Source organism: Streptomyces sp. A0642 (genome assembly GCF_004795105.1).
Lineage (GTDB): Bacteria > Actinomycetota > Actinomycetes > Streptomycetales > Streptomycetaceae > Streptomyces.
Map to the genome: position 1 here is coordinate 365,491 of NZ_SSBL01000004.1, position 21,021 is coordinate 386,511.

At 73.0% G+C, this 21,021-nt stretch carries 21 protein-coding genes; 9 read left to right on the forward strand and 12 right to left on the reverse strand.

Translation table 11 applies throughout. The annotated features are described in order from the left end of the window. The first annotated feature begins 54 nt into the window (after positions 1–54). A complete protein-coding gene (locus E6R60_RS11045; RefSeq protein WP_136326284.1) occupies positions 55–501 on the forward strand; it encodes an Lrp/AsnC family transcriptional regulator in 447 nt (148 codons plus the stop codon). A 33-nt stretch (positions 502–534) separates the two neighbouring features. Here E6R60_RS11045 and E6R60_RS11050 read toward each other — a convergent pair whose 3' ends face one another. The 3 genes from E6R60_RS11050 to E6R60_RS11060 all read right to left on the reverse strand — a co-directional run bounded on the left by E6R60_RS11050 (position 535) and on the right by E6R60_RS11060 (position 5,612). Beyond that, positions 535–3,594, reverse strand: coding sequence for an SMC family ATPase (locus tag E6R60_RS11050; protein ID WP_136326285.1), 3,060 nt, complete (start codon positions 3,592–3,594; stop codon positions 535–537). Beyond that, entirely contained in the window at positions 3,591–4,757 is a 1,167-nt protein-coding gene (locus E6R60_RS11055; RefSeq protein ID WP_136326286.1) for an exonuclease SbcCD subunit D, read from the reverse strand. The genes E6R60_RS11050 and E6R60_RS11055 overlap by 4 nt, the downstream gene beginning before the upstream one ends. Before the next feature lie 228 nt (positions 4,758–4,985). Next, positions 4,986–5,612 (reverse strand): YigZ family protein, encoded by a 627-nt coding sequence (locus E6R60_RS11060; RefSeq protein WP_136326287.1) that lies wholly within the window; start codon positions 5,610–5,612, stop codon positions 4,986–4,988. A gap of 59 nt (positions 5,613–5,671) precedes the next feature. On the opposite strand from E6R60_RS11060, the gene E6R60_RS11065 reads away from it, so the two are divergent. Together E6R60_RS11065 and E6R60_RS11070 are read left to right on the forward strand one after the other, a co-directional pair. Then, positions 5,672–6,082, forward strand: coding sequence for a CoA-binding protein (locus E6R60_RS11065; protein ID WP_136326288.1), 411 nt, complete (start codon positions 5,672–5,674; stop codon positions 6,080–6,082). A gap of 137 nt (positions 6,083–6,219) precedes the next feature. Continuing rightward, the gene (locus tag E6R60_RS11070) at positions 6,220–7,056 is read left to right on the forward strand and encodes an AAC(3) family N-acetyltransferase (protein ID WP_240802498.1); all 837 of its coding nucleotides are present in this window, start codon (positions 6,220–6,222) and stop codon (positions 7,054–7,056) included. A 25-nt stretch (positions 7,057–7,081) separates the two neighbouring features. Here E6R60_RS11070 and E6R60_RS11075 read toward each other — a convergent pair whose 3' ends face one another. Both E6R60_RS11075 and E6R60_RS11080 read right to left on the reverse strand, forming a co-directional pair. After that, complete coding sequence (locus tag E6R60_RS11075; protein WP_136326289.1) at positions 7,082–7,642, reverse strand: YbaK/EbsC family protein; 561 nt, start codon at positions 7,640–7,642, stop codon at positions 7,082–7,084. 68 nt (positions 7,643–7,710) lie between these two features. Further along, positions 7,711–8,283, reverse strand: coding sequence for an XRE family transcriptional regulator (locus E6R60_RS11080; protein ID WP_136326290.1), 573 nt, complete (start codon positions 8,281–8,283; stop codon positions 7,711–7,713). A 91-nt stretch (positions 8,284–8,374) separates the two neighbouring features. Between E6R60_RS11080 and E6R60_RS11085 the strand changes: the two genes are divergently transcribed. Beyond that, positions 8,375–9,241 (forward strand): EamA family transporter, encoded by an 867-nt coding sequence (locus E6R60_RS11085; protein WP_136326291.1) that lies wholly within the window; start codon positions 8,375–8,377, stop codon positions 9,239–9,241. A 99-nt stretch (positions 9,242–9,340) separates the two neighbouring features. Here E6R60_RS11085 and E6R60_RS11090 read toward each other — a convergent pair whose 3' ends face one another. Continuing rightward, on the reverse strand, positions 9,341–10,078 hold the full coding sequence (locus E6R60_RS11090) for an acyltransferase (protein WP_136326292.1): 738 nt from the start codon (positions 10,076–10,078) through the stop codon (positions 9,341–9,343). Positions 10,079–10,246: 168 nt separating this feature from the next. Between E6R60_RS11090 and E6R60_RS11095 the strand changes: the two genes are divergently transcribed. Then, positions 10,247–10,777, forward strand: a complete 531-nt coding sequence (locus E6R60_RS11095; RefSeq protein WP_136326293.1) for a gamma carbonic anhydrase family protein — start codon at positions 10,247–10,249, stop codon at positions 10,775–10,777. A 38-nt stretch (positions 10,778–10,815) separates the two neighbouring features. On the opposite strand, the gene E6R60_RS11100 is transcribed toward E6R60_RS11095, so the two are convergent. Further along, entirely contained in the window at positions 10,816–11,478 is a 663-nt protein-coding gene (locus E6R60_RS11100) for a DedA family protein (protein ID WP_136326294.1), read from the reverse strand. A 208-nt stretch (positions 11,479–11,686) separates the two neighbouring features. Then, a complete protein-coding gene (locus E6R60_RS11105; protein WP_136326419.1) occupies positions 11,687–12,124 on the reverse strand; it encodes a DUF4442 domain-containing protein in 438 nt (145 codons plus the stop codon). Positions 12,125–12,280: 156 nt separating this feature from the next. Between E6R60_RS11105 and E6R60_RS11110 the strand changes: the two genes are divergently transcribed. Beyond that, positions 12,281–13,393, forward strand: a complete 1,113-nt coding sequence (locus E6R60_RS11110; protein WP_136326295.1) for a hypothetical protein — start codon at positions 12,281–12,283, stop codon at positions 13,391–13,393. A gap of 106 nt (positions 13,394–13,499) precedes the next feature. Continuing rightward, a complete protein-coding gene (locus E6R60_RS11115) occupies positions 13,500–14,807 on the forward strand; it encodes an MFS transporter (RefSeq protein WP_136326296.1) in 1,308 nt (435 codons plus the stop codon). Here E6R60_RS11115 and E6R60_RS11120 read toward each other — a convergent pair. From E6R60_RS11120 to E6R60_RS11135, 4 genes are all read right to left on the reverse strand, one after another. Further along, positions 14,769–15,614, reverse strand: coding sequence for a fused MFS/spermidine synthase (locus E6R60_RS11120; RefSeq protein ID WP_136326297.1), 846 nt, complete (start codon positions 15,612–15,614; stop codon positions 14,769–14,771). The genes E6R60_RS11115 and E6R60_RS11120 overlap by 39 nt on opposite strands. A 133-nt stretch (positions 15,615–15,747) precedes the next feature. Next, complete coding sequence (tuf, locus tag E6R60_RS11125; protein ID WP_136326298.1) at positions 15,748–16,923, reverse strand: elongation factor Tu; 1,176 nt, start codon at positions 16,921–16,923, stop codon at positions 15,748–15,750. A gap of 706 nt (positions 16,924–17,629) precedes the next feature. Beyond that, positions 17,630–18,253: a putative immunity protein gene (locus tag E6R60_RS11130; RefSeq protein ID WP_240802499.1), complete on the reverse strand. Its 624-nt coding sequence runs from the start codon at positions 18,251–18,253 to the stop codon at positions 17,630–17,632. Between the two features lie 82 nt (positions 18,254–18,335). Further along, positions 18,336–19,070: a DNA alkylation repair protein gene (locus tag E6R60_RS11135; protein ID WP_136326299.1), complete on the reverse strand. Its 735-nt coding sequence runs from the start codon at positions 19,068–19,070 to the stop codon at positions 18,336–18,338. 49 nt (positions 19,071–19,119) lie between these two features. On the opposite strand from E6R60_RS11135, the gene E6R60_RS11140 reads away from it, so the two are divergent. Continuing rightward, positions 19,120–19,833 carry a TVP38/TMEM64 family protein gene (locus E6R60_RS11140; protein ID WP_136326300.1) on the forward strand — a complete coding sequence of 238 codons (714 nt, stop codon included), beginning with the start codon at positions 19,120–19,122 and terminating at the stop codon, positions 19,831–19,833. Between the two features lie 168 nt (positions 19,834–20,001). Beyond that, entirely contained in the window at positions 20,002–20,874 is an 873-nt protein-coding gene (locus E6R60_RS11145; protein WP_136326301.1) for an undecaprenyl-diphosphate phosphatase, read from the forward strand. Positions 20,875–21,021 lie beyond the last annotated feature (147 nt).

Genomic DNA, 21,021 nt, shown 5'->3' on the forward strand with positions numbered 1-21,021 from the left:
GAGATCCCCGGCACATCACTTGATCTGCCGGGCTATCCCCTGTTTTCTTTTCGCATGACCGACTATTCCCCGGACGACACCGACTGGCGCATTCTGGACGTCCTGCAGGGCGAAGGGCGCGCGACGTTCGCCGAACTCGCGCGGGCCGTCGCGATGTCGCCGAGCGCCGTGACGGAGCGCGTCCGCCGTCTGGAGGACGCCGGGATCATCAGCGGGTACGCCGCGGTGGTCGATCCGGAGCGCCTCGGGCTGCCGGTGCTCGCGTTCGTACGGCTGCGGTATCCGAACGGCAACTACAAGCCGTTCCACGATCTCCTCGATACCACGCCGGAGATCGTGGAGGCGCATCACGTGACGGGCGACGACTGCTTCGTACTGAAGGTGACCGCCCGTTCCATGAAGCACCTGGAGGCCGTGTCCGGGAAGATCGGTGCCCTCGGGTCCGTCACCACCAGCGTCGTCTACTCCTCGCCGCTGCCGAGGCGGGCCGTCAGCCGCTGAGCCGCCGCCGGCCAGGGTGCCGGACGCCGGCCCTCACTCGCCGGCCCCGTCGGCGACCCGGTGCCGGACCGCCGACCCGTGCCGTTCCTTCACCACTTCGAGCTGGGCGGGGATGCGGCGGCGCAGATCGCCGACGTGACTGACGATGCCGACGCTGCGGTCCCGTTCGCGCAGCGAGTCCAGCACGTCGAGGACCTCGTCGAGGGTCTGTTCGTCCAGGCTGCCGAAGCCCTCGTCGATGAACAGGGTGTCCAGCCGCACGCCACCCGCCTCGTCGGTCACCACGTCGGCGAGACCGAGTGCCAGAGCGAGCGAGGCGAAGAACGTCTCGCCCCCGGAGAGCGTGGCCGTGTCGCGTTCGCGCCCCGTCCAGGCGTCGATGACGTGCAGCCCGAGTCCGGCCCGGCGGCCTCCCGCCCGGGCGTCGGAGTGGACGAGCTGGTAGCGGCCGGAGGACATCCGTCCGAGCCGGGCGGTGGCGGCCGCCGCCACCTGTTCGAGACGGGCCGCGAGCACGTACGACTCCAGCCGCATCTTGCGCTCGTTGTCCGCGGACGTGCCCGCGGTGAGTCCGGCGAGCCGAGCGACCCGTTCGTGCTCCAAGCGCACCGGCCCCAGAGCCCGCACCTCGTCGGCGGCGCGGCGGGAGAGCCTGGCGAGTTCGGCGCAGCGTTCCCGGGCCGCCGCGAGCGCCGCCGAAGCGTCCCGCAGCAAGCGCTCCGCCGTGTCGTACGCGCGCTGCGCCTCGTCCGGTGCGGCGGGCGGGCGGCGGGCGGCGGCACGGGCTCCGGTCTCGGCGAGCCGGTCGGCCACCGCGGCCGCCTCGGCCTGCCAGGCGTCGATACGGTGCTGGAGCGCGCGCTGTGCGGAGTCGGCGAGCAGGGTGTCCGCCGCGGCCTGCGGCGTGTCGAAGCCGGCCCGGAACGCGGCGTCCGCGAGCCGGTCGTCGGCCTCCTTGAGCCGCGCCGCCGCGGTCTCCTCCTCGCGCACCGTCGTGGCCGCCTCGACGAGCAGAGCGACCCGGTTCTGGAGCACGGCGGCGTGTTCCGTGACGCTGTCCGACTCGCCGCGCGCCTGCGCCAGCGCCTCGTGGAGGGCGGTCTGTTCCGCGTCGAGGCCCTCGCGGCGGGAGGTACGGGCCGCGGCCCGGCGCTCGGCCTGCTGCCGGTCCTCGGCCCGCTGGGCGTGCTCGCGTTCGGCCGCCGCCAGGGCCTCGCGTGCGGCATGCGTGCCGGCCGCGGTCCGATGGGTGTGCGCGTGCTCGCGGGTCAGTGTGTCCACGAGTGCGGCGAGCGCCTCGGCCGTCGGGTCGGCCGTCCCGCCCGCGTCCGGGTCCGCCGCGCTGTCGGCGCCTGCCGCCTCCACGGCCTCGGCCCGGGCCGCCGCGTACCGTTCGCGTACGGCTCCGAGGGCGTGCTCCGCCTCGGTGCGCGCCCGCTCGGCGCGCCGGTGGGCGGCCTGCGCGGCGTCCTCCGTCGCCTGGTCGACGTGGCCGTCTCCGGCGCGGGCCGGCCGCGGATGGTCGGCGGAGCCGCAGACCGTGCAGGGCCGGCCCTCGACGAGTTCCCGCGCGAGTTCGGCCGCGATGTCGCGCAGTCGTCGCTCCCGCACGTCGAGCCAGTGCTCATGGGTGTCCAGGGCCTGTTCCCGGGCCTCGCTCAGCCGGCGCTCGGCGCGGGACGCCTCTTCCGCCAGCGCGTCCCGCCTGCGGGCCGCGTCCAGACGTCGTCGGGCCGGGTCCAGCCGGCCGGCCAGGAGTTCGGCGCGGGTGGCGGCCTCCTGCGCCCCTTCGATCCGGGCCAGCAGCTCGCCGCGGGTGGCTTCCCAGCCGGCCAGCCAGCCCTCGGCGTCGCGGATCAGTTCGTCGTCCGCCCGGGCCTGGCGTTCCAGCGCGGCGCGTTCGCTGTCGATCTCCGCGCTGCGCCGCTCGGCGCGGCGTGCGGCGTCCAGTCCACCGAGCTCTTCGCGCAGTCTGCGTTCCAGAGCGGCCAGTTGCTCGGCGCCGGCGTCGGCCAGGCTGTCCGGCAGCCCCTTCCGGGACCGGTCGCGGGCCTCGCTCGCGCGCCGGTAGGCCCGTTCGGCTTCGTCACGGAGCTCCAGTGCCGGGGCGACGCGGTCCGCCCGGCGGGCGCGCGCGAGCTGTTCCCGGGCGTCCTCGTGTCCGGACCGGCCCGCCTCCGACGCGGCGGCGCGGCGCGTGGTCTCGGCGTAGCGCTGCTGGAGCGCGGCCAGTTCCCGTTCCGCGTCCAGGGTGCGCCGGGCGGCCGCGTGGCGGCTCTCGGCCGCGGCCAGCACCGCGGCGGCGATGTCGAGGCGTTCCCGCGCGCCGCTGCGGGCCGTCGCGGCCCACTCCAGCACGGCGTCGGCGAGCCCGGGCTCCCCCGGCTGCACGTGGGGCATCGGGGCTTCGCGCCCGGCGGGGCCGGCGGCCTGGGCGATCCGCTGGGCCAGGGCCAGGATCTGTTCGTCCCCCGCCCTGACCTGGTTCTCGGCGACGCGGCGCAGGTCGGCCAGCCGCTCCTCGACGGCGGCGAAACGACGGGTGTCGAAGAGCCTGCCCAGCAGCTTGCCGCGCGCCTCCGCGTCAGCCCGCAGGAAGCGCGCGAAGTCGCCCTGCGGCAGGAGCACCACCTGGCAGAACTGTTCCCGGCTCATCCCGATGAGCTGGGTGATCTCCTCACCGATCTCCTGGTGCGAGCGGCTCAGCGCCTGCCAGCCCTCCTCGGGGTCGTAGGCGCGCAGCCAGCTCTGTGCCTTCTCGGTGGTGTGGCCGCCGCCCCGCTTCTTGGGGCGGGGCTGGGCGGGGCGCCGGGTGATCTCCAGGCGGCGGCCGCCCACGGTGAGTTCGAGCCGGACCTCGGTGGGCAGGTCCGCGGGGGCGTGGTCGCTGCGCAGCGAGGTGCCGGGGCTCTGCCGGGCGCCCGGCACGGCCCCGTACAGGGCGTAGCAGACGGCGTCGAGGACCGAGGTCTTGCCGGCGCCGGTCGGGCCGTGCAGCAGGAAGAGCCCGGCTGCGGAGAGTGCGTCGAAGTCGATCTCCTGGGGGGCGCCGAACGGGCCGAAGGCCGTGATGCCGAGCCGGTGGAGCCTCATCGGTGCACCTCGCGCACGGCCTCGTCGACGCGCACGTGGTCGAAGGCGCTGCGCAGCACCGAGCGCTCCTGTTCGTCGGTGCCGTACCCGCCGCGGACATGGGCCACGAAGTCCTCCGCGATGCTCTGGTCGTCGCGGCCCCGCAGCCGCTGGGCGTAGGACGTGTGCGGGTCGTCGGGCGTCCGGTCCGGTTCGAGGACGAGGCTGAGCGTGTGGGGGAAGCGCTCGGTGAGACGGGCCATCGGTTCGGAGGGGCGGACGGGGTCGGTGAGGGTGGCCTCGACCCAGGAGTGCTGGTGCCGGTCGAGGGCGGGGTCGTCGAGGAGGGCGTCGAGCCTGCCGCGGAGCCGGGCGAGGGGGCGGGGCACCGGGCAGTCGACCCGCTCGGCGGCGATCGCGCCCGTGGCGTCGAGGTCGATCAGCCACATCGTCTTGCGGTGGGCGGCCTCCGAGAAGGAGTACGCGAGCGGGGAGCCGGAGTACCGGACGCGCTCGGTGACGGTCTGGCATCCGTGGAGGTGGCCCAGTGCGACGTAGTCGACGCCGTCGAAGACCCCGGCGGGGACGGCCGCCACTCCGCCGACGGTGATGTCGCGTTCGCTGTCGCTCGGCTCGCCGCCCGCGACGAAGGCGTGGGCGAGGACCACGGACCGGGTGGTGGCCGGCCGCCCGGCGAGATCGGCACGGACCCGGTCCATGGCGGCGGTCAGCACGGCTTCGTGCCCGGCCCGTTCCGCCTTGAAGACGTCCTTGACGAGTGCGGGTTCGAGATACGGGAGGCCGTAGAACGCCACGTCGCCGTGCGCGTCCGGGAGGACGACGGGGGTGGCGCACCGGGCCGGGTCGGTCCGCAGGTGGATGCCGGCCCGGCCGATGAGGCCCGCGCCGACACCCAGCCGCCGGGCCGAGTCGTGGTTGCCGGAGATCATCACGGTGGGCACGCCGTCGGCGGCGAGCCGGTGCAGCGCGTCGTCGAAGAGTTCCACGGCGGACAGGGGCGGCACCGCCCTGTCGTACACGTCACCCGCGACGAGGACGACGTCGACCTCCTGGTCGCGCACGGTGGCCACCAGGTGGTCGAGGTAGGCGGCCTGCGCCTCGTGCAGGGAGACCCGGTGGAACGACCGGCCCAGGTGCCAGTCCGATGTGTGCAAAATCCTCAAGATCCGGCTCCGACCTGCATGTTTCGCTTCCTCGTCCGCCGGGTCGGGTGCGCCCGCGCGTCACGCCGGTCCCGGCGCACGGCGACGGCGCCCCTCACCCCCGCGCTCCCCCGCCCCTGTTCCCTCACGCGCCACAGTCTCCCACCACCGGGGAAGCCGCCGGGGCCGCAGCCGGGAAGACGGCCCCCTCGGCTCCGCCTCCCCCGGCATGTGCGGACGACCGCACGGTCAGGAGTCCCCGTACGCCTCGTCGCCCAGTTCCAGTTCCGCCTCGCCCGCGGTGGCGTCGGCCAGCCATCGCCGGAATTCCTCGACCTCGGCGTCCGGCAGCCCGATCTCGATGGTCACCGCCTCCGCGTACCGGACCTCGCGCACGACGTGTCCGGTGGCGCGCAGTTCGTTCTCCAGCCGGCCTGCGCGCTGGTGCGCGACGGTGACCGTCGCGATCCGGAACCGTCGGCGGGTGAGCGTGCCGAGGGCGTCGAGCGCCTCGCCGACCACACCTCCGTAGGCCCGGATCAGTCCGCCCGCGCCGAGCTTCACCCCTCCGTAGTAGCGGGTGACGACGGCGACGACGTACCGCATCTCGCGACGGGTGAGCATCTGCAGCATCGGCACTCCGGCGGTACCGCCGGGCTCGCCGTCGTCACTGGCCTTCTGTACGGAGGCGTCGGCGCCGATCACGTACGCGAAGCAGTTGTGCGTGGCGGTCGGGTGTTCCCTGCGGACGCGGGCGACGAACTCCTGGGCCTCCTGCTCGGTGGCCGCGGGGGCCAGCGCGCAGATGAACCGCGACCGGTTGATCTCGGCCTCGTGCACGCCCGCGCGGGCGACGGTGCGGTACTGGTCCTGCATCCGGTCACCCTATGCGCAGCCGCGGGAATGGTCCGGAGCGGGCGTCCGTTGTGCGGATCATGTACGCAGACACGGAGACGATCCGCAGGGTTCTCAAGGAGACGGGCGACACGTGGGCGGTGGTGGGGCTGTCCGGCAACCGCTCCCGCGCGGCCTACCGGGTGGCCGAGGTGCTCCAGCGCTTCGGCAAGCGGGTGGTGCCCGTCCATCCCAAGGCGGAGCGCGTCCACGGCGAGGAGGGCTATGCCTCCCTGGCCGACATCCCCTTCCCGGTCGACGTGGTGGACGTCTTCGTGAACAGCGAGCTGGCCGGCGCGGTGGCGGACGAGGCGGTCGCGATCGGCGCTTCGGCGGTCTGGTTCCAGCTCGGCGTGATCGACGAGGAGGCGTACGCGCGCACCAGGGCGGCCGGGCTGGACATGGTCATGGACCGCTGCCCCGCCATCGAGATTCCCGCGCTGATCGCGTAGCCGGTGTGCTCGAAGCCCCATCCGGCGCCCTGGGGGCGGACGGCGACGCTGCGCCGGCACTCACCGGACGGCCCACCGGCGCCCGTTCACATGTGCGGGGTATCACACCCCGCTCCGGCCTGGGAGAATGACCGGCTGTGAGTGCTGCCCACGCCGCGAGCGTGTCCACCCTTGCGCACGACCGGCGCCGCCTGGCCGCCCAGCTGACCTCACTGGGCGTCGAGCGGGGCGGCGTGCTGTTGGTGCACGCGTCCCTGCGCGCGGTCGGAGCGGTGGACGGCGGCGCGGATACGGTCGCCGCCGCCCTGCGGGATGCGCTGGGCCCCGGGGGCACGCTGGTGGTCCCGGCCTTCACCCCGGAGAACTCGGACACCTCCGCGCACTATCAGGCCCGGGTCCGCGGACTCGGCGATCGGGAGCGGGAGGCCGTCCGGACGGCGATGCCCGCGTTCGACCCGGCCACCACCCCGGCCCCGTCGATGGGCCGGCTGTCCGAGACGGTGCGCCGGACTCCCGGCGCCGTCCGCAGCGCGCACCCGCAGACCTCCTTCGCCGCCTCGGGTCCGCTGGCCGGCCACGTGGTGGAGGGCCATCACCCGGACTGCCACCTGGGCGAGGACTCACCGCTGGCCCGCCTGCACGGACTCTCGGCCCAGATCCTGCTGCTCGGCACCGGTTTCGGCTCGTGCACCGCCTTCCACCTCGCCGAGTACCGCGTTCCGTCCCCGCCCCGCCGCACCTACCGCTGCGTCGTGCGGGACGGCGGCGGGCGCCGGTGGTGGGAGTACGAGGACGTGGCCCTGGACGACAGCGACTTCACGGCGCTGGGCGCGGACTTCGAACGGTCCGGCCACGGCACGGCCGTCCGCACCGGCCCGGTGGGATCCGCCCCGAGCCGCCTGTTCGAGTTCGCGGCCGCCGTCGAGTTCGCGTCACAGTGGTTGCCGGCGCACCGCTCCGGCGAGCCCGCTTAGCCGTCTAACGGGCGGGAGGGCAGCCTCAGCCTCCGACGCCGAGACCTTCGACGACCACGGCGCCCGGCAGCGCCGCCAGGGCCTTGCCCGGCATGATCAGCTTGCCCCGGCGGGTGCCGCTTCCGATGAGGACCCACTCCTCGTCGATGACCGCCGGGTCGATCAACAGCGGCCAGCCGTCCGGGAGTCCGACGGGTGTGATGCCGCCGTACTCCATACCCGTCTCGCCGACCGCCGTGTCCATCGGGGCGAACGAGGCCTTTCGAGCGCCCAGTTGCCTGCGGACGGCGCCGTTCACATCGACACGGGAGTGGGAGAGGACGAGACAGGCGGCCAGGCTCACCTCGCCGCCGCGCTTGCCGGCCACCACGACGCAGTTGGCCGACCGGCGCAGCAGACCGGCCCCGTGGTGCGCGACGAAGGCCGCCGTGTCGGCGATCTCGGGATCCGTGTCGACATGGATGATCTGCTCCGAGGGGACCCCGCCCCAGCCCTCTCGTACCGCCCGGGCCACCGGGGCCGTGAGGAGTTCGAGGCGGTCGGCGGCGGGGCGGGCGTCCTCGAAGGAGCCGATGGGGGCGCGCATGCGCGCCACGCTAACAGCGCGCGTGGCCCTGTCCGTCGGGCGTCTCATCTGACGGGCGGGCGGGTGTCTCATCTGACGGGCGGGATGGATACGGCCATCGTGGCGTCGACGGGCTCGGAGCCCTCGTTGCGGTAGGCGTGCGGGTGGTGCGCCTCGAAGGTGGCGGAGGTGCCGGCGGGCACGGTGTACGGGGTGCCGTCGACGACGAGGGTGAGGGTGCCCGCGGTGACGTGGAGGAGTTCCACGGTGCCTTCGGGGTGCGGGTCGGATTCGCTGCCCTCGCCGGGCATCAGGTGCCAGGACCAGAGTTCCAGCGGGCCCCGGGCGTCGGCTCCGACCAGCAGGGCGGTGGAGCTGCCCGCCTCGGTGGACCACATGCGGACGGCCTGGCTCTCGTCGACCAGGCGGACCGGCGCGCCCTGTTCGTAGTCGAGCAGGGTCGTGATGCTGATCCCCAGCGCGTCGGCGAGCTTGACCGTGGTGCCGACGCTGGGGTTGGTGCGGGCCTGCTCGATCTGGATGATCATCCCCCGGCTGACCCCGGCACGGGAGGCCAGGGCGTCCAGGGTGAAGCCCCTCTCGCCGCGCCAGCGCTTGAGGTTCCGGGCGAGGGACTGGGTCAGCTGGTCGAGATCCGTCACATTCAGTCCAATATTTTGTCTTGCAGTCGAAGATAATGAACTACGGTGTGGTGTACCCACTCGTTCATCGCACTGTACTGCGAGGCCGCTGATGACCGCACTGTTCGCCCTGGCAACCAGCCTGTTGTGGGGGCTCGCCGACTTCGGCGGCGGGGTGCTGACCCGACGCCTGCCCGCGCTCACCGTGGTGGTCGTCTCGCAGGCGGTCGCGGCGGTCGTGCTGGGCGTCCTCGTGATCGCGACCGGCGGCTGGAGCGAAGCGGACGGCCGGCTGTGGTTCGCCGTGGCGGCGGGTGCGGTGGGGCCGGTGGTGATCCTGAGCTTCTACAAGGCCCTGGCGCTCGGCCCGATGGGCGTGGTGTCACCCCTCGGATCGCTGGGCGTCGCCGTCCCGGTGAGCATCGGACTGGCCGTCGGCGAGCGTCCGGGACTGCTGCAGGGCGCCGGGGTGGCCGTCGCCGTGGCCGGCATCGTGATGGCGGGCGGGCCGCAGCTGCGCGGGGCCCCGGTGCAGCGTCAGGCGGTCCTGCTGACCCTGTTCGCGGCGTTCGGCTTCGGGGCCGTGATGTCCCTCATCGCGGAGGCGTCCACCACGGTGACCGGACTGTTCCTCTCGCTCTTCGTCCAGCGGGTCGTCAGTGTCGCGCTAGGCGGCGCCGCGCTGTACGTCTCCGTGCTGCGCGGGGCCCGCGCCCTGCCCGAGGAGGGCGGCGCCGCCGTGGTGGCCGCCGCGCTGCCGGCGCTGACGTTCGTGGGTCTCGCCGATGTCGCGGCCAACGGCAGCTACGCGATCGCCGCACAGCACGGGCCGGTGACCGTCGCCGCCGTGCTCGCCTCGCTCTACCCGGTGGTCACGGCCCTGGCCGCGCGGGGAATCCTCGGGGAGCGGCTGCGCGGGGTACAGGCCGCGGGAGCCGGGCTCGCCCTCCTGGGCACGGTGCTGCTCGCGACAGGATGACGGGCCGGGGGGAGCCAGAGGCCGCCGACGCGAGGGCGCTCTCGCTCGGCGCACCGCCGAGCGACCTCAGCTCGTGCGCGGCGGCACCACCCGACGGCCTCAGCTCTCCTCCAGCTCCGCCACGGCCAGCAGTTGTTCGGGGGTCACGCCCGCCGGGATCGGGATCGGGGCCGGCGTCCGCAGGGGAGGCTGCCATCCCTTCTCGGCGTCCCAGCTCCGTACGACCCGGGCGGGCGCCCCGGCCACCACCGCGTGGTCGGGCACCTCGCCCCGTACCACCGCCCCCGCGGCCACCACCACGTTGCGGCCGAGCGTGGCGCCCGGGAGGATCACCGCTCCGGTGCCGATCCAGCAGCCGGGGCCGATGGTCACGGGCTCCATCCGCGGCCACTGCTTGCCGACCGGCTGCCCGGGGTCGTCGTAGCTGTGGTTGGTCGAGGTGATGTAGACGTACGGTCCGCAGTACGTGTCCGAGCCGATCGTCACCGTGGTGTCCGCGACCACATGGCTGCCGCGGCCCAGCACCACTCCGTCGCCGAGCGTCAGGACGGTGTCGGATCCGAGGTCGAGGCCCGGCATGAGCCCCGCGGTCAGGGTGACCTGTTCGCCGATGATGCAGTGGGCGCCCAGCTCGATCCACGGCTCGCCGAACACCGTGCCCTGCGGGAAGGCCAGCCGGGTACCCTCGCCGATTTTCCTGAACCGCAGCCCGCCGGGACGTGCCGCGGTGATCGCACCCGTCTCCTGCACCCAGCGCCGGCACCGGTGGAAGGCACCGGACAGGGCGCGCCGCCGCCAGGCGGTCAGGGAGGAGAACGTGTTTCTGTTCTTCGGCACCCGCACACGGTAGTCGGCGGGCCCTGGGGCGGCGGCCGGACCGGCCTGTGATCTTCACCCCACCGGATCACGCGGCGGCTCCCGCGTCGCATACCGTTTGCCGGGCGGGCCGTACGACGGCGTTCGGACGGCCGCGATCCACGGCACCGGAGCTCGGAGGGACGCGCGATGGCAGAGCAGGCGTTGATCACGGCCATGGGCGGCAAGGAGCCGGTCATCGACGCGGATGCCTTCACCGCACCGACCTCGGTCGCGATCGGGGACATCACGATGGCCGCGGGATCCAGCCTCTGGTACCACGCGGTGCTGCGGGCCGACTGCGGCCCGATCGTCATCGGCGCCGACTCCAATATCCAGGACAACTGCAGCGTCCACGTCGATCCGGGATTCCCCGTCACGGTCGGGGAGCGGGTCTCGGTCGGGCACAACGCCGTGCTGCACGGCTGCACCGTCGAGGACGACGTGCTGGTCGGCATGGGCGCCACCGTGCTCAACGGCGCCCACATCGGCGCCGGTTCGCTGATCGCCGCCCAGGCCCTCGTCCCGCAGGGGATGCGAGTGCCCCCGGGCTCGCTGGTCGCGGGCGTGCCCGCCAAGGTCAAGCGGCAGCTGACCGAGGAGGAGCTCGAAGGCATCAGGTTCAACGCCGTCGGATACGTGGAGCTGGCCAAGGCCCACCGACAGGCGCACGAGGACTGATCACCCGGCCCCGGCCGGACGGCCGGGGCCCGCCCCCGTCAGTCGGCGACCGGTACGGCCGACGGTTCGGACGCGGCCTCGGCCGCCTCGGCCCGCGCGGCCGCCTTCTTGGCCCGGTTCTTGAGGATGAGCATCGAGGCGAGCCCGATCAGGACCGCGATCGCCAGCCCCAGGTACGAGAACCGCTTGAGCCAGGCCTCCGCGACGACACCCACCGAGTAGATGACGGCCGTGGTGCCGCCCGCCCAGGCGATCCCGCCGAGCACGTTGGCGATCAGGAACTTCCAGTAGGGCATGTGCAGCACGCCGGCGAGCGGTCCGGCGAAGATGCGCAGCAGTGCGACGAAGCGGCCGAAGAAGACCGCCCACATGCCCCACTTCTGGAACGAGCGCTCCGCCATGGCGATCTGGCTCTCGCCGAAGTGCCGGGGGAACTTCCCGCCCAGCCAGGCGAGCAGCGGCCGTCCGCCCTTGCGGCCGATGGCGTATCCGATCGAATCGCCGATCACCGCCCCGGCCGTGGCGCAGGCGCCCAGGATCCACGGATTGATGCCGTCGTGGCTGGCGGCCAGCAGGGCCGCGCTGATCAGCACGATCTCGCCGGGCAGCGGAATGCCCAGGCTCTCCAGCCCGATGACGACGCCCACCAGGACGTACACGCTGATAGCGGGGACGGTCTCCAGCCACTCCTGGATGTGCAACGCCGGTTCCTCCGTAGTGATGGCCTCATCGCCCGCCGGACCACTCCTCGGCGCACGCCGGAAGCCTACCGGTCGCCGCGTCGCGGCGGGCAGTGCGAAGGGCCGGTACGGGGTGGGCCCGCTGCGTCGCGGGCCCACCCCGTACCGGCCCTGCCGGCCGCCCCGTTCCCTCCCGGATGCGGAGCGGCCCTGCCCGGGTTCCGCGGTGTCAGGCGTGCGGGCGCAGGGTCCAGATCACGGTCATCTCACCGGTCACGGCGCCGTCCGCGCGCCGGATCTCGATGGCCACCGGGAATTCGGGGCGACCGCCGGCGTCGAGTTCGGCGACGACGTCGGCCACCGGACGGCCGAGGGTGGCGGTCGCGGTGACCTCGCCCATCGCCAGCTTCTTGTAGGCGATCTGGGCGTTCACCGCGAGCGGGACGGCCCGCGTCAGCTGCTCGCCGAACGCCGCCATGACGATGGCCCCGCTCGCCGACTCCGCGAGTGTGAACATGGCGCCGGCGTGGGGGCCGCCGACGTGGTTGTGGAAGTCGGGCTGGTCCGGCATGCGGACCACCGCGCGGTCGGCTGTGGACTCGAGGAATTCCAGGTTGAGGGTCCGGACCATCGGGACCGACGCGGCGACCATGTCGCCCGCGGTCATCTGTTCAGCGCTCATGGGCCAGATGTTACTCACGAGTAGTGGTGTTTGGCCATGTCTCCGAAGCGATGCGCCCGCGCCCCGCCCGCATCTCCTTCACCGTCCGCTCACGGGGGCGGCCGTAGCCGCCCGGCCGGCGCCCCTCTATCGTTACTCGCCATGTGGCCAGGACAGCAGCCGCCCGGGGGCGAGCAAAACCCGCAGGACCAGAACCAGAACCCGTACCAGCAGCCGGGTTACCAGCAGCCGAACCCGTATCAGCAGCCGGGTTACCAGCAGCCCGGTGGGGAGCAGCAGCCCGGGTACGGCTACCCGCAGCAGGGCCAGCCCGGGCAGCAGCCCGGGTACGGCTACCCGCAGCAGGGCCAGCCGGGATACCAGCAGCCCAATCCGTACCAGCAGCCGACCGTCCCGCAGTACGCGGTGCCCGGTCCGCCCGGAGGTCCCCAGCCCGGCAACGACAAGAAGAAGACGACCGTCGTCGCCATCGTGGCGGCGATCGCGGTCGTGGTGGCCGCGGCGGTCACCGGTGTCGTCGTGCTGAACAAGGACGACGACAAGAAGGAGGGCAAGAACGTCGCCGACGACAAGAAGTCGTCCGCGCCCGCCAAGCCCTCCGACGCCGCGTCCTCGCCCGAGGCGAACCCGCGCGGCACCGACGGCGACGCCAAGCCGCTGATCGCGGGCTGGAAGGTCGTGACCAACCCCAAGTGGGGCACGCAGTTCGACGTGCCCGGCGACTGGGAGGTCGGGTCCCCCGGCACGTTCTCGTACTTCGAGGACGACGCCAAGGACGACGGCTCGCCGCTCATCGGCTTCTCCGCCCCGGCGGACCTCAAGAAGAAGTGGTGCGTCGACGACTTCGACAAGGACGGCACCAAGGAGAACTACAGCCTCGCCGGCACCGGCACCCGCGGCGCGGAGGGCGCCACGGACGCCGCCCTGAACGCCCGGAACGAAGCGGGGACCTGGGCGTGGGGCGCGTACGCCCAGCACATGCCGAAGAAGACCATCAAGATCAGCAAGGCGAAGCAGTACACCACCAAGTCGGGACTGACGGGCAGCGTGGTCACCGCCACCGCCCCGAACGTCACGAAGAAGAAGAAGTGCGACAGCGACGGGAAGACCATCGCCTTCACCTTCAAGAACAGCAGCGGGGCCTTCTCCTCCTGGGTGCTGTACGCCGCCGCCGGTGTCGAGGGCGAACTGCCGGACGCGACGATCCAGAAGATTCTGAGCACCGTGAGGCTGGTGAAGATCACCGAGTCCTGACCGGACGGGGACGATCCCGCGGCGCGTCCCGGTGGGACTGACTGGCGGGAACGGCCCGGCGGGAACGCATTTGGCACAACGGGCCCGCTGCCGCGATAGTCCCTGAGTGACTGACGCAGCCGATCCCGCCCCCCTCCCGGACCGCCCCGCCCCGGCGGGCCGCAACTACCGGCTGCTGACCGCCGCCGCGATCATCACGGGCCTGGGCACTCATGGCGCGCTGATCGCGGCGGCGTTCGCGGTTCTGCAGGCGGGCGGGGACGGCGGGGACGTCGGTCTGGTGGCCGCCGCCAGGACCGCGCCGCTGGTGCTCTTCCTCCTGATCGGCGGCGCGATCGCCGACCGGCTTCCGCGCCACCGCGTGATGGTCGCGGCCAACGCCCTCAACTTCCTCTCCCAGGGCGCCTTCGCCTGGCTGGTCCTGGCCGGCGCCCCCCAGCTCTGGCAGATGATGCTGCTGACCGCTCTGTGCGGCACCGGGCAGGCCTTCTTCAACCCCGCGGCCGAGGGCATGCTGATGTCCAGCGTCAGCGGTGAACAGGCCGGCCGGGCCTTCGCCCTGTTCAGGATGTCCATGCAGGGCGCGGCCATCGGCGGCGCGGCACTCGGCGGGGCCATGATCGCCGCGATGGACCCGGGCTGGGTGCTGGCCGTCGACGCCGCGGCCTTCGCCGTGGCGGGTGCGCTGCGCGCCTTCCTCGACGTCAGCCACATCCCCTCCCGGGAACCGGGCGGCGGTCTGCTCGCAGATCTGCGGGAGGGCTGGCAGGAGTTCACCGGGCGCCCCTGGCTGTGGGCCATCGTGGCGCAGTTCTCCGTGGTCGTCGCCGCCGTCGGGGCGGCGGAGGCGGTCTACGGGCCGCTGGTCGCCCGGGACGAGCTCGGGGGCGCCCGGCCGTGGGGTCTGGCGCTCGCCGCCTTCGGTGTCGGCACGGTCGCCGGGGGCCTGCTGATGGTGCGGTGGAAGCCGCGTCGGCTGCTGCTCGCCGGAACGCTCTGCGTCTTCCCGCTGGCGCTGCCCTCGGCCGGGCTCGCCGTCCCGCTGCCGGTGACGGGGCTCTGCGCGGTGATGTTCGTCAGCGGGGCGGCCATCGAGGTGTTCGGCGTCTCGTGGATGACGGCGATGCACCAGGAGATCCCGGAGGAGAAGCTGTCCCGGGTCTCGGCGTACGACTGGTTCGGCTCGGTCGCCATGGTGCCGGTCGCCACCGCGCTCGCGGGTCCGGTGGAGTCGGTGGTCGGACGCAGTGCGGCCCTGTGGGGCTGCGCGGGGCTGGTCGTGCTGGTCACCGGCGCGGTGCTGTTCGTCCCGGACGTCCGCAACCTGACCCGCCGGACCTCGTCCACCGAGGTGCGGGCCGTGATCCCGCCGGTGTCAGCCGATGCTGAAGGCGCCGTCGGGCGGCTCGGGTGAGGCGACCGCCTCGTCGTCGCCGACGGGTCGGGCGCCCTTGAGGAGAGCGGCCACCGCGTCGCCGTACTCCACCCGGGCGGGAAACGCGTCGGCGGCGCAGCGCCGGGTCAGGGCGGCCGTGTCCAGGGGGGACCGCGACGCGACGAGGACGATGTTGCCGAAGCGCCTCCCGCGCAGCACCCCGGGCTCGGCGATCAGTGCCAGCTCACCGAAGACGGTCGCGAAGGTGGCCAGCTGTGAGCGCAGGAAGCCGAAGGGCGCGCCGTCCGCCAGGTTGGCCGCGTAGATCCCGTCCGGGCGCAGAGCCCGTGCCGCGGCCTGCGCGTAGGGCACGGACGTGAGGTGGGCGGGCACCCGGGAACCGCCGAAGACGTCCGCGATCACCAGGTCCACCGTCCCGGGAGCGGTCTCCTCCAGCTGCTTGCGGGCGTCCACGCCGTGCACGGTGATCCCGCTGCGGTCCGGCAGCGGAAGGTGCCCGGTGACGAGGGCGAGCAGCGCGCGGTCCGCCTCGGCGACCTCCTGCCGGGAACCGGGCCGGGTCGCGGCGACGTAGCGGGGCAGGGTGAGCGCTCCTCCGCCGAGGTGCAGGACGTCCAGCGGGGAGCCCGGTGCGGCCGCGCAGTCCACGACGTGGGCGAGCCGTCGCGCGTACTCGAATTCGAGGTGCTCGGGCGCGTCCAGGTCGACGTACGACTGGGGAGCGCCGTCGACCGTGAGGAGCCACGCGCGCTCCCGGTCCACGTCGGGGAGCAGCCTGGCGGTGCCGTGGTCCACGTCGCGCACGACGGGTATCGACTCGTTCACTCCCCATTGTGCTGGGTGGGGCCGGCTGTTCCCGACCGTGAGCCGGGCGGCAGCGACGCCCGCCGCCGTGCGCAAGGCGGCGGGGCCCGCCTCCCGTGGGTACGGGAGGCGGACCCGGGAACGGCCCTGCGCCTCAGAGCAGTCCGGTGACGGTGCCCGCGCCGACGGTGCGGCCGCCCTCCCGGATGGCGAAGCCCAGACCCGGCTCCAGCGGCACGTCACGGCCCAGCTCGACGGTCATGGTGACCGTCTCACCGGGGCGCGCGACCGCCGCCGCCCCGAGGTCCACGTCGCCGACGACATCGGCGGTGCGGATGTAGAACTGCGGCCGGTAGCCGGTGGTGACCGCCGTGGTGCGGCCCCCCTCCCGCCCCGACAGGACGTACACCTGCGCGGTGAAGCGCCGGCTCGGGGTGACGCTGCCGGGCGCCGCCACGACGTGCCCGCGTCGCACCCGGTCGCGCTCGACCCCGCGCAGGAGCAGGGCGACGTTGTCGCCGGCCTCGGCGGACTCCATCGGCTTGCCGAAGGTCTCCAGACCGGTGACGACCGTCTCGATGTCCGCGCCGAGCACGGACACCCGGTCGCCGACGCGCACGGTGCCGCGCTCCACGGCGCCCGTGACGACCGTGCCCCGGCCGGTGATGGTCAGGACGTTCTCCACCGACAGCAGGAAGGGCGCGTCGGTGTAGCGCACCGGCATCGGCACGTATGTGTCGACCGCGTCGAGCAACGCCTCGACGGCCGCGGTCCAGCGCGGGTCCCCCTCCAGCGCCCGCAGACCCGATACCCGCACGACGGGCACGGTGTCGCCGCCGTACCCGTGCGCGGACAGCAGCTCGCGCACCTCCAGCTCGACCAGGTCGGTGAGCTCGGGGTCGCCCGCGTCCGCCTTGTTGAGGGCGACGACGATGTGGTCGACGCCCACCTGACGGGCGAGCAGCACGTGCTCCGCGGTCTGCGGCATGATCCCGTCCAGCGCGGAGACGACGAGGATCGCCCCGTCGAGCTGGGCGGCGCCGGTGACCATGTTCTTGATGTAGTCCGCGTGGCCGGGCATGTCGACGTGGGCGTAGTGGCGGGTGCCGGTCTCGTACTCGACGTGCGCGATGTTGATGGTGATGCCCCGCTGCGCCTCCTCCGGGGCCCGGTCGATGCGGTCGAACGGGATGTAGGAGGTGCTGCTTCCGGCGCGGTCGCTGAGGACCTTGGTGATGGCGGCGGTGAGGGTGGTCTTGCCGTGGTCGACGTGGCCCATGGTGCCGATGTTGAGGTGGGGCTTGGTGCGCACGTATGCCGTCTTGGGCATGGTTCATTCCTTGCGATACGAAGCTGTGTGAGGGGACCCCGGGGCCCGGCCGACCCTCCCCTTGCGGGGTCCGCCGGACAGTCGGGGGAGGGTCAGCTTCGGGTGCCGCCGAAGGGCGCTGCGGCAGCGCCGAAGGCTGCCGCGACCACTGCTGCGAGAGGGCTCACGGCAGCCTTCGGCGTGTCCGCGACTGCGGACTGCGCTGCGAGGAAGGCGTACCGGAACATGGCTCGATCATGTCCGACGGCCGCCGGACCGTCGAGCGAATTTCCACGGGCGGTACGGAGGTTGGGCCCCGCCCGCCTGATCCCGGGTGCGGGCGGCCTGGTCCGGCCTCACAAGGAGCGGGCGGGGGCTTGGCGACGGACGGCGGAGCGCCTTCGGCACGCACGGTCCTGAGACCCGCTCCGGGACCGGCGGGGCTGTCCACCCCGGGGGGCGTGCCGGCGACGTGGCCGCGCGCGGGGCGACGCCTGAAGTCGGCCTGGCCCGGGCGGCCTCCCGTGGAAGCGGCGAGGCCGGCGCGTCCGTGAGCGAGCGAGAGCCGCGACGGCCGGCGGGCGTCGATCGTCACGGCGCGGGCAAGGTGGCCGGCACACCGCCGTCGGCGCCATGGGCGCACCCGGGTCCCCGGTCAGCTCCCCCACGGTCCTCGGACACGGCAGCACGTCGACTTCGATGGACAGGGCGCCCTCGCAGCACCGCCTCAAGCGCCCGTGTGACCGGGGCGTGCGTCACAGGACGCGTCGGCGGCGAGCGTCTGTCCCCCGTGGTCGTCAGTCGCGTCCTCGGCGCTGAGGGACCGTAGATCAGCGTCCAGCAGACGTATCAGCTCACCCACCCGTCCGCCGCCACCGGGCGGCGCAGGGAACCGCTTGAGGACGTCAACGACGACCGGAGTCGCCTGACTCACCGCCCGCCGAAGGTGTGCGGCACCCACGCTCCGGTCGTCGCCGGCGACGAGTTCGGCCGCTCTGGCCGCGTAGGCGCCGGCTCCGAGGATGTGCTTGACCTGGGTGGCTTTGGCCAGCGGATGCAGATAGGCGGCGCCCGCCGCAGACATCGCCGCCCACGCGGCCTCGCGCGCCGCCGCACTGCGGGCACTCTTGGCTGCCTTGAGGGCGGCCGATGCCGTGTCGCGCAGGGACTTGCCGCGCTCGCCACCCCGAGCGAACGCCCATGCGGCACCGACAGCGTCTCGGGGTCGCGCGTCATCCGGCTGTTCGGCCTCGAATATCCCGAGCGCCGTCCCCGCGCACGCCGCTGCGAACGCGGTGACCTCACGGAGGTCTTGCTTGCTCAGAACGATCTCGTTCGCTTCCCCTGTCATGGACCCATCCTCGGCCACTGCCCCGAGCAGGAAGGCGTCATGGCCCACAAGCCCGGCGGAGAGAGGCAGTTGCAGTTGCCTCTCAGCCTCCCGAGATGTCTCCGATGTGCTTGACGGCCTCTCGAACGGTCAGGGGCGCCAGCCGGTCCCGGGCGCCGTCGACGAAGTCCCGTACGGCCCGCGGGTCCGTCTTGGCGTACTCGCGCAGGGCCCAGCCGATCGCCTTGCGGATGAAGAAGTCGGGGTGGTCCGCGCGGCGCAGGCAGTGGGCGAAGAGCCGGTGCGCGTCGGTGGCTTCCCCGAACCGGAGCTGGTGCAGGAGCGCCGTGCGGACGAGCCAGAGGTCGTCGTCCTCGATCCACTCGTCCATGGCCGGCCGGAGCCCCGGGTCGGCGGCCACCAGCGGTCCCGCGACATGGGCGGCGAGGACGTCGACGGTGTCCCACCAGGGAACGGTGGTGACCAGATGACGCAGGACCGGTACGAATCCGGAGGAACAGCGCGCGACGTGGCGGCGCAGGTAGTCGGCGGCGAAGTAGTGGTATTCGCGCTCGGGCAGGGCCCAGCAGCGCAGCGCGATCGCGGTGCAGTCCGTCTCCCGGGGCCGTGCGGTGCCTTCGAGGACGACCCGGGACAGAGCCCGGCGGCGGGGCATGGGAATGCCGAGGAACGGTGCGACGTGCTTCATGTAAGCGGCGGCCGAGCGGGCGCGCGCGGGGTCGGCGGCCGTCGGATACAGCAGAGTCAGCCGCTCCAGGACCGTGTCGGCGAGAACGCTGCGGGGCGGTCCGGGGGCCGGTTCGGCACTGTGGCTCATCACCATGACATTACGGCGATCACACCCGGCTGTCGGTTAGTCTCCCCGAATGCTCGACCCCGTCCCCGCCACCCGCCCCGCCGGTAGCCTCGCCGTGCGGTGCACGCGCGTGCTTCAGTCGCCCTGGTCCCGGCTCTCCCTGCTCGTGGCGGTTCTGCTGGCCGCCGCGACGACGATGCTGCTCCTGGAGCCCCAGCGGCTGCTGACCTCGGGCTGGCCGGCCCAGCTGAGCGGCGGGACCGCCGCGACCGTGTTCTTCGGCCTCGCGTACGGCGTCTGCACGGTGGCCTTCGTCCCGAGACCCCTGCTGAATCTCGCCGCCGGTGCGCTGTTCGGCTCGCAGGCGGGGCTGGCGGCGGCTCTGGCGGGCACGGTCCTGGGCGCGGGCATCTCGTTCATGCTCGGCCGGGTCCTGGGCCAGGAGGCGCTGCGTACGCTGCTGCGCGGGCGCTGGATGCGGGCGGCGGACGGTCAGCTGAGCAGGCACGGGTTCCGCTCGATGCTGGCGCTGCGGCTGTTCCCGGGAGTGCCGTTCGCCGCTGCCAACTACTGCGCCGCGGTCTCGCGCATGGGGTACCCGCCCTTCCTCTTCGCGACGGGCCTCGGATCGATCCCGAACACCGCCGCGTACGTCATCGCGGGAAGCGAGGCCGCCTCGCCCACCTCACCGGCCTTTCTGGCCGCGATGGGGTTCATCGTGCTGACGGGGGCCGGCGGGGCCGTCGTCGCCTGGCGCCGGCGCCACAGGCTGAGCGCGGAGTGATGCGGGGGCAGTCGTCACTGCGTTCACATGGGGGCGATACGCTGCCCGCGACCGACTGACGATCTCGGGCCCGGTGCGGCCCTGTCACCACACGACCGCAATCCGCACGCCGCCGACGGCTCGACGCCGTCGGCCGATGCATGATCACTCCGGGATGGCCCAAGCCCCATGAGCTGGTTCGAATCGTTCGTCCTCGGCCTCGTTCAAGGACTGACCGAGTTCCTGCCGATCTCCTCCAGCGCGCATCTGCGGCTCACCGCGGCGTTCGCCGACTGGCACGATCCTGGGGCGGCGTTCACCGCGATCACCCAGATCGGTACGGAGGCCGCAGTCCTCATCTACTTCCGCAAGGACATCGTCCGCATCGTCTCCGCGTGGTTCAGGTCCCTGACGGACCGTTCGATGCGCGGCGACCACGACGCGCAGATGGGCTGGCTGGTCATCGTCGGCTCGATTCCCATCGGTGTGCTCGGTGTGACGTTCAAGGACCAGATCGAGGGCCCGTTCCGCGATCTGCGGCTGATCGCCACCACGCTGATCGTGATGGGCATCGTCCTCGGCGTCGCCGACCGGCTGGCTGCGCGCGACGAGACGGGCGGCAAGCACCGGGCCATCAAGGAGCGCAAGTCGCTCAAGGAGCTCGGCGTCAAGGACGGCCTGATCTTCGGCTTCTGCCAGGCGATGGCCCTCGTCCCGGGCGTATCCCGTTCGGGCGCGACGATCAGCGGCGGGCTGCTGATGGGCTACACCCGTGAGGCGGCGGCGCGCTACTCGTTCCTGCTCGCCATCCCGGCGGTGCTCGCCTCGGGCTTCTTCGAGCTGAAGGACGCGGGCGAGGGCCACGTGGCGTGGGGCCCGACGATCTTCGCGACCTTCGTCGCGTTCGTCGTGGGGTACGCGGTCATCGCCTGGTTCATGAAGTTCATCACGACCAAGAGCTTCATGCCGTTCGTGATCTACCGGATCGTCCTGGGCATCGTGCTGTTCATCCTGATCGGTGCGGGGTCGCTGAGCCCGCACGCGGGTGAGTCCGGCGGCTGAACCTGGGCGGTAAAGGTAGCTCTATCGAGCCTTTCCTAGCGCCTGATCGCAGCACCCCGCCATGATCCTCTCCCACTTGTCTCCCACCGGGGAGCCGGGATACGCCCCAACAGGACGCGTGCGTCCGCAACGTAGGGAAATGACGTG

Excerpts from the sequence above, each read along its gene's own strand:
- E6R60_RS11045 (WP_136326284.1), top strand. The coding sequence starts at position 55 with ATGACCGACTATTCCCCGGACGACACCGACTGGCGCATTCTGGACGTC.
- E6R60_RS11050 (WP_136326285.1), bottom strand. The coding sequence starts at position 3,594 with ATGAGGCTCCACCGGCTCGGCATCACGGCCTTCGGCCCGTTCGGCGCC.
- E6R60_RS11060 (WP_136326287.1), bottom strand. The coding sequence starts at position 5,612 with ATGCAGGACCAGTACCGCACCGTCGCCCGCGCGGGCGTGCACGAGGCC.
- E6R60_RS11065 (WP_136326288.1), top strand. The coding sequence starts at position 5,672 with ATGTACGCAGACACGGAGACGATCCGCAGGGTTCTCAAGGAGACGGGC.
- E6R60_RS11075 (WP_136326289.1), bottom strand. The coding sequence starts at position 7,642 with ATGCGCGCCCCCATCGGCTCCTTCGAGGACGCCCGCCCCGCCGCCGAC.
- E6R60_RS11085 (WP_136326291.1), top strand. The coding sequence starts at position 8,375 with ATGACCGCACTGTTCGCCCTGGCAACCAGCCTGTTGTGGGGGCTCGCC.
- E6R60_RS11095 (WP_136326293.1), top strand. The coding sequence starts at position 10,247 with ATGGCAGAGCAGGCGTTGATCACGGCCATGGGCGGCAAGGAGCCGGTC.
- E6R60_RS11105 (WP_136326419.1), bottom strand. The coding sequence starts at position 12,124 with ATGACCGCGGGCGACATGGTCGCCGCGTCGGTCCCGATGGTCCGGACC.
- E6R60_RS11110 (WP_136326295.1), top strand. The coding sequence starts at position 12,281 with ATGTGGCCAGGACAGCAGCCGCCCGGGGGCGAGCAAAACCCGCAGGAC.
- tuf (WP_136326298.1), bottom strand. The coding sequence starts at position 16,923 with ATGCCCAAGACGGCATACGTGCGCACCAAGCCCCACCTCAACATCGGC.
- E6R60_RS11130 (WP_240802499.1), bottom strand. The coding sequence starts at position 18,253 with ATGACAGGGGAAGCGAACGAGATCGTTCTGAGCAAGCAAGACCTCCGT.
- E6R60_RS11135 (WP_136326299.1), bottom strand. The coding sequence starts at position 19,070 with ATGAGCCACAGTGCCGAACCGGCCCCCGGACCGCCCCGCAGCGTTCTC.
- E6R60_RS11140 (WP_136326300.1), top strand. The coding sequence starts at position 19,120 with ATGCTCGACCCCGTCCCCGCCACCCGCCCCGCCGGTAGCCTCGCCGTG.
- E6R60_RS11145 (WP_136326301.1), top strand. The coding sequence starts at position 20,002 with ATGAGCTGGTTCGAATCGTTCGTCCTCGGCCTCGTTCAAGGACTGACC.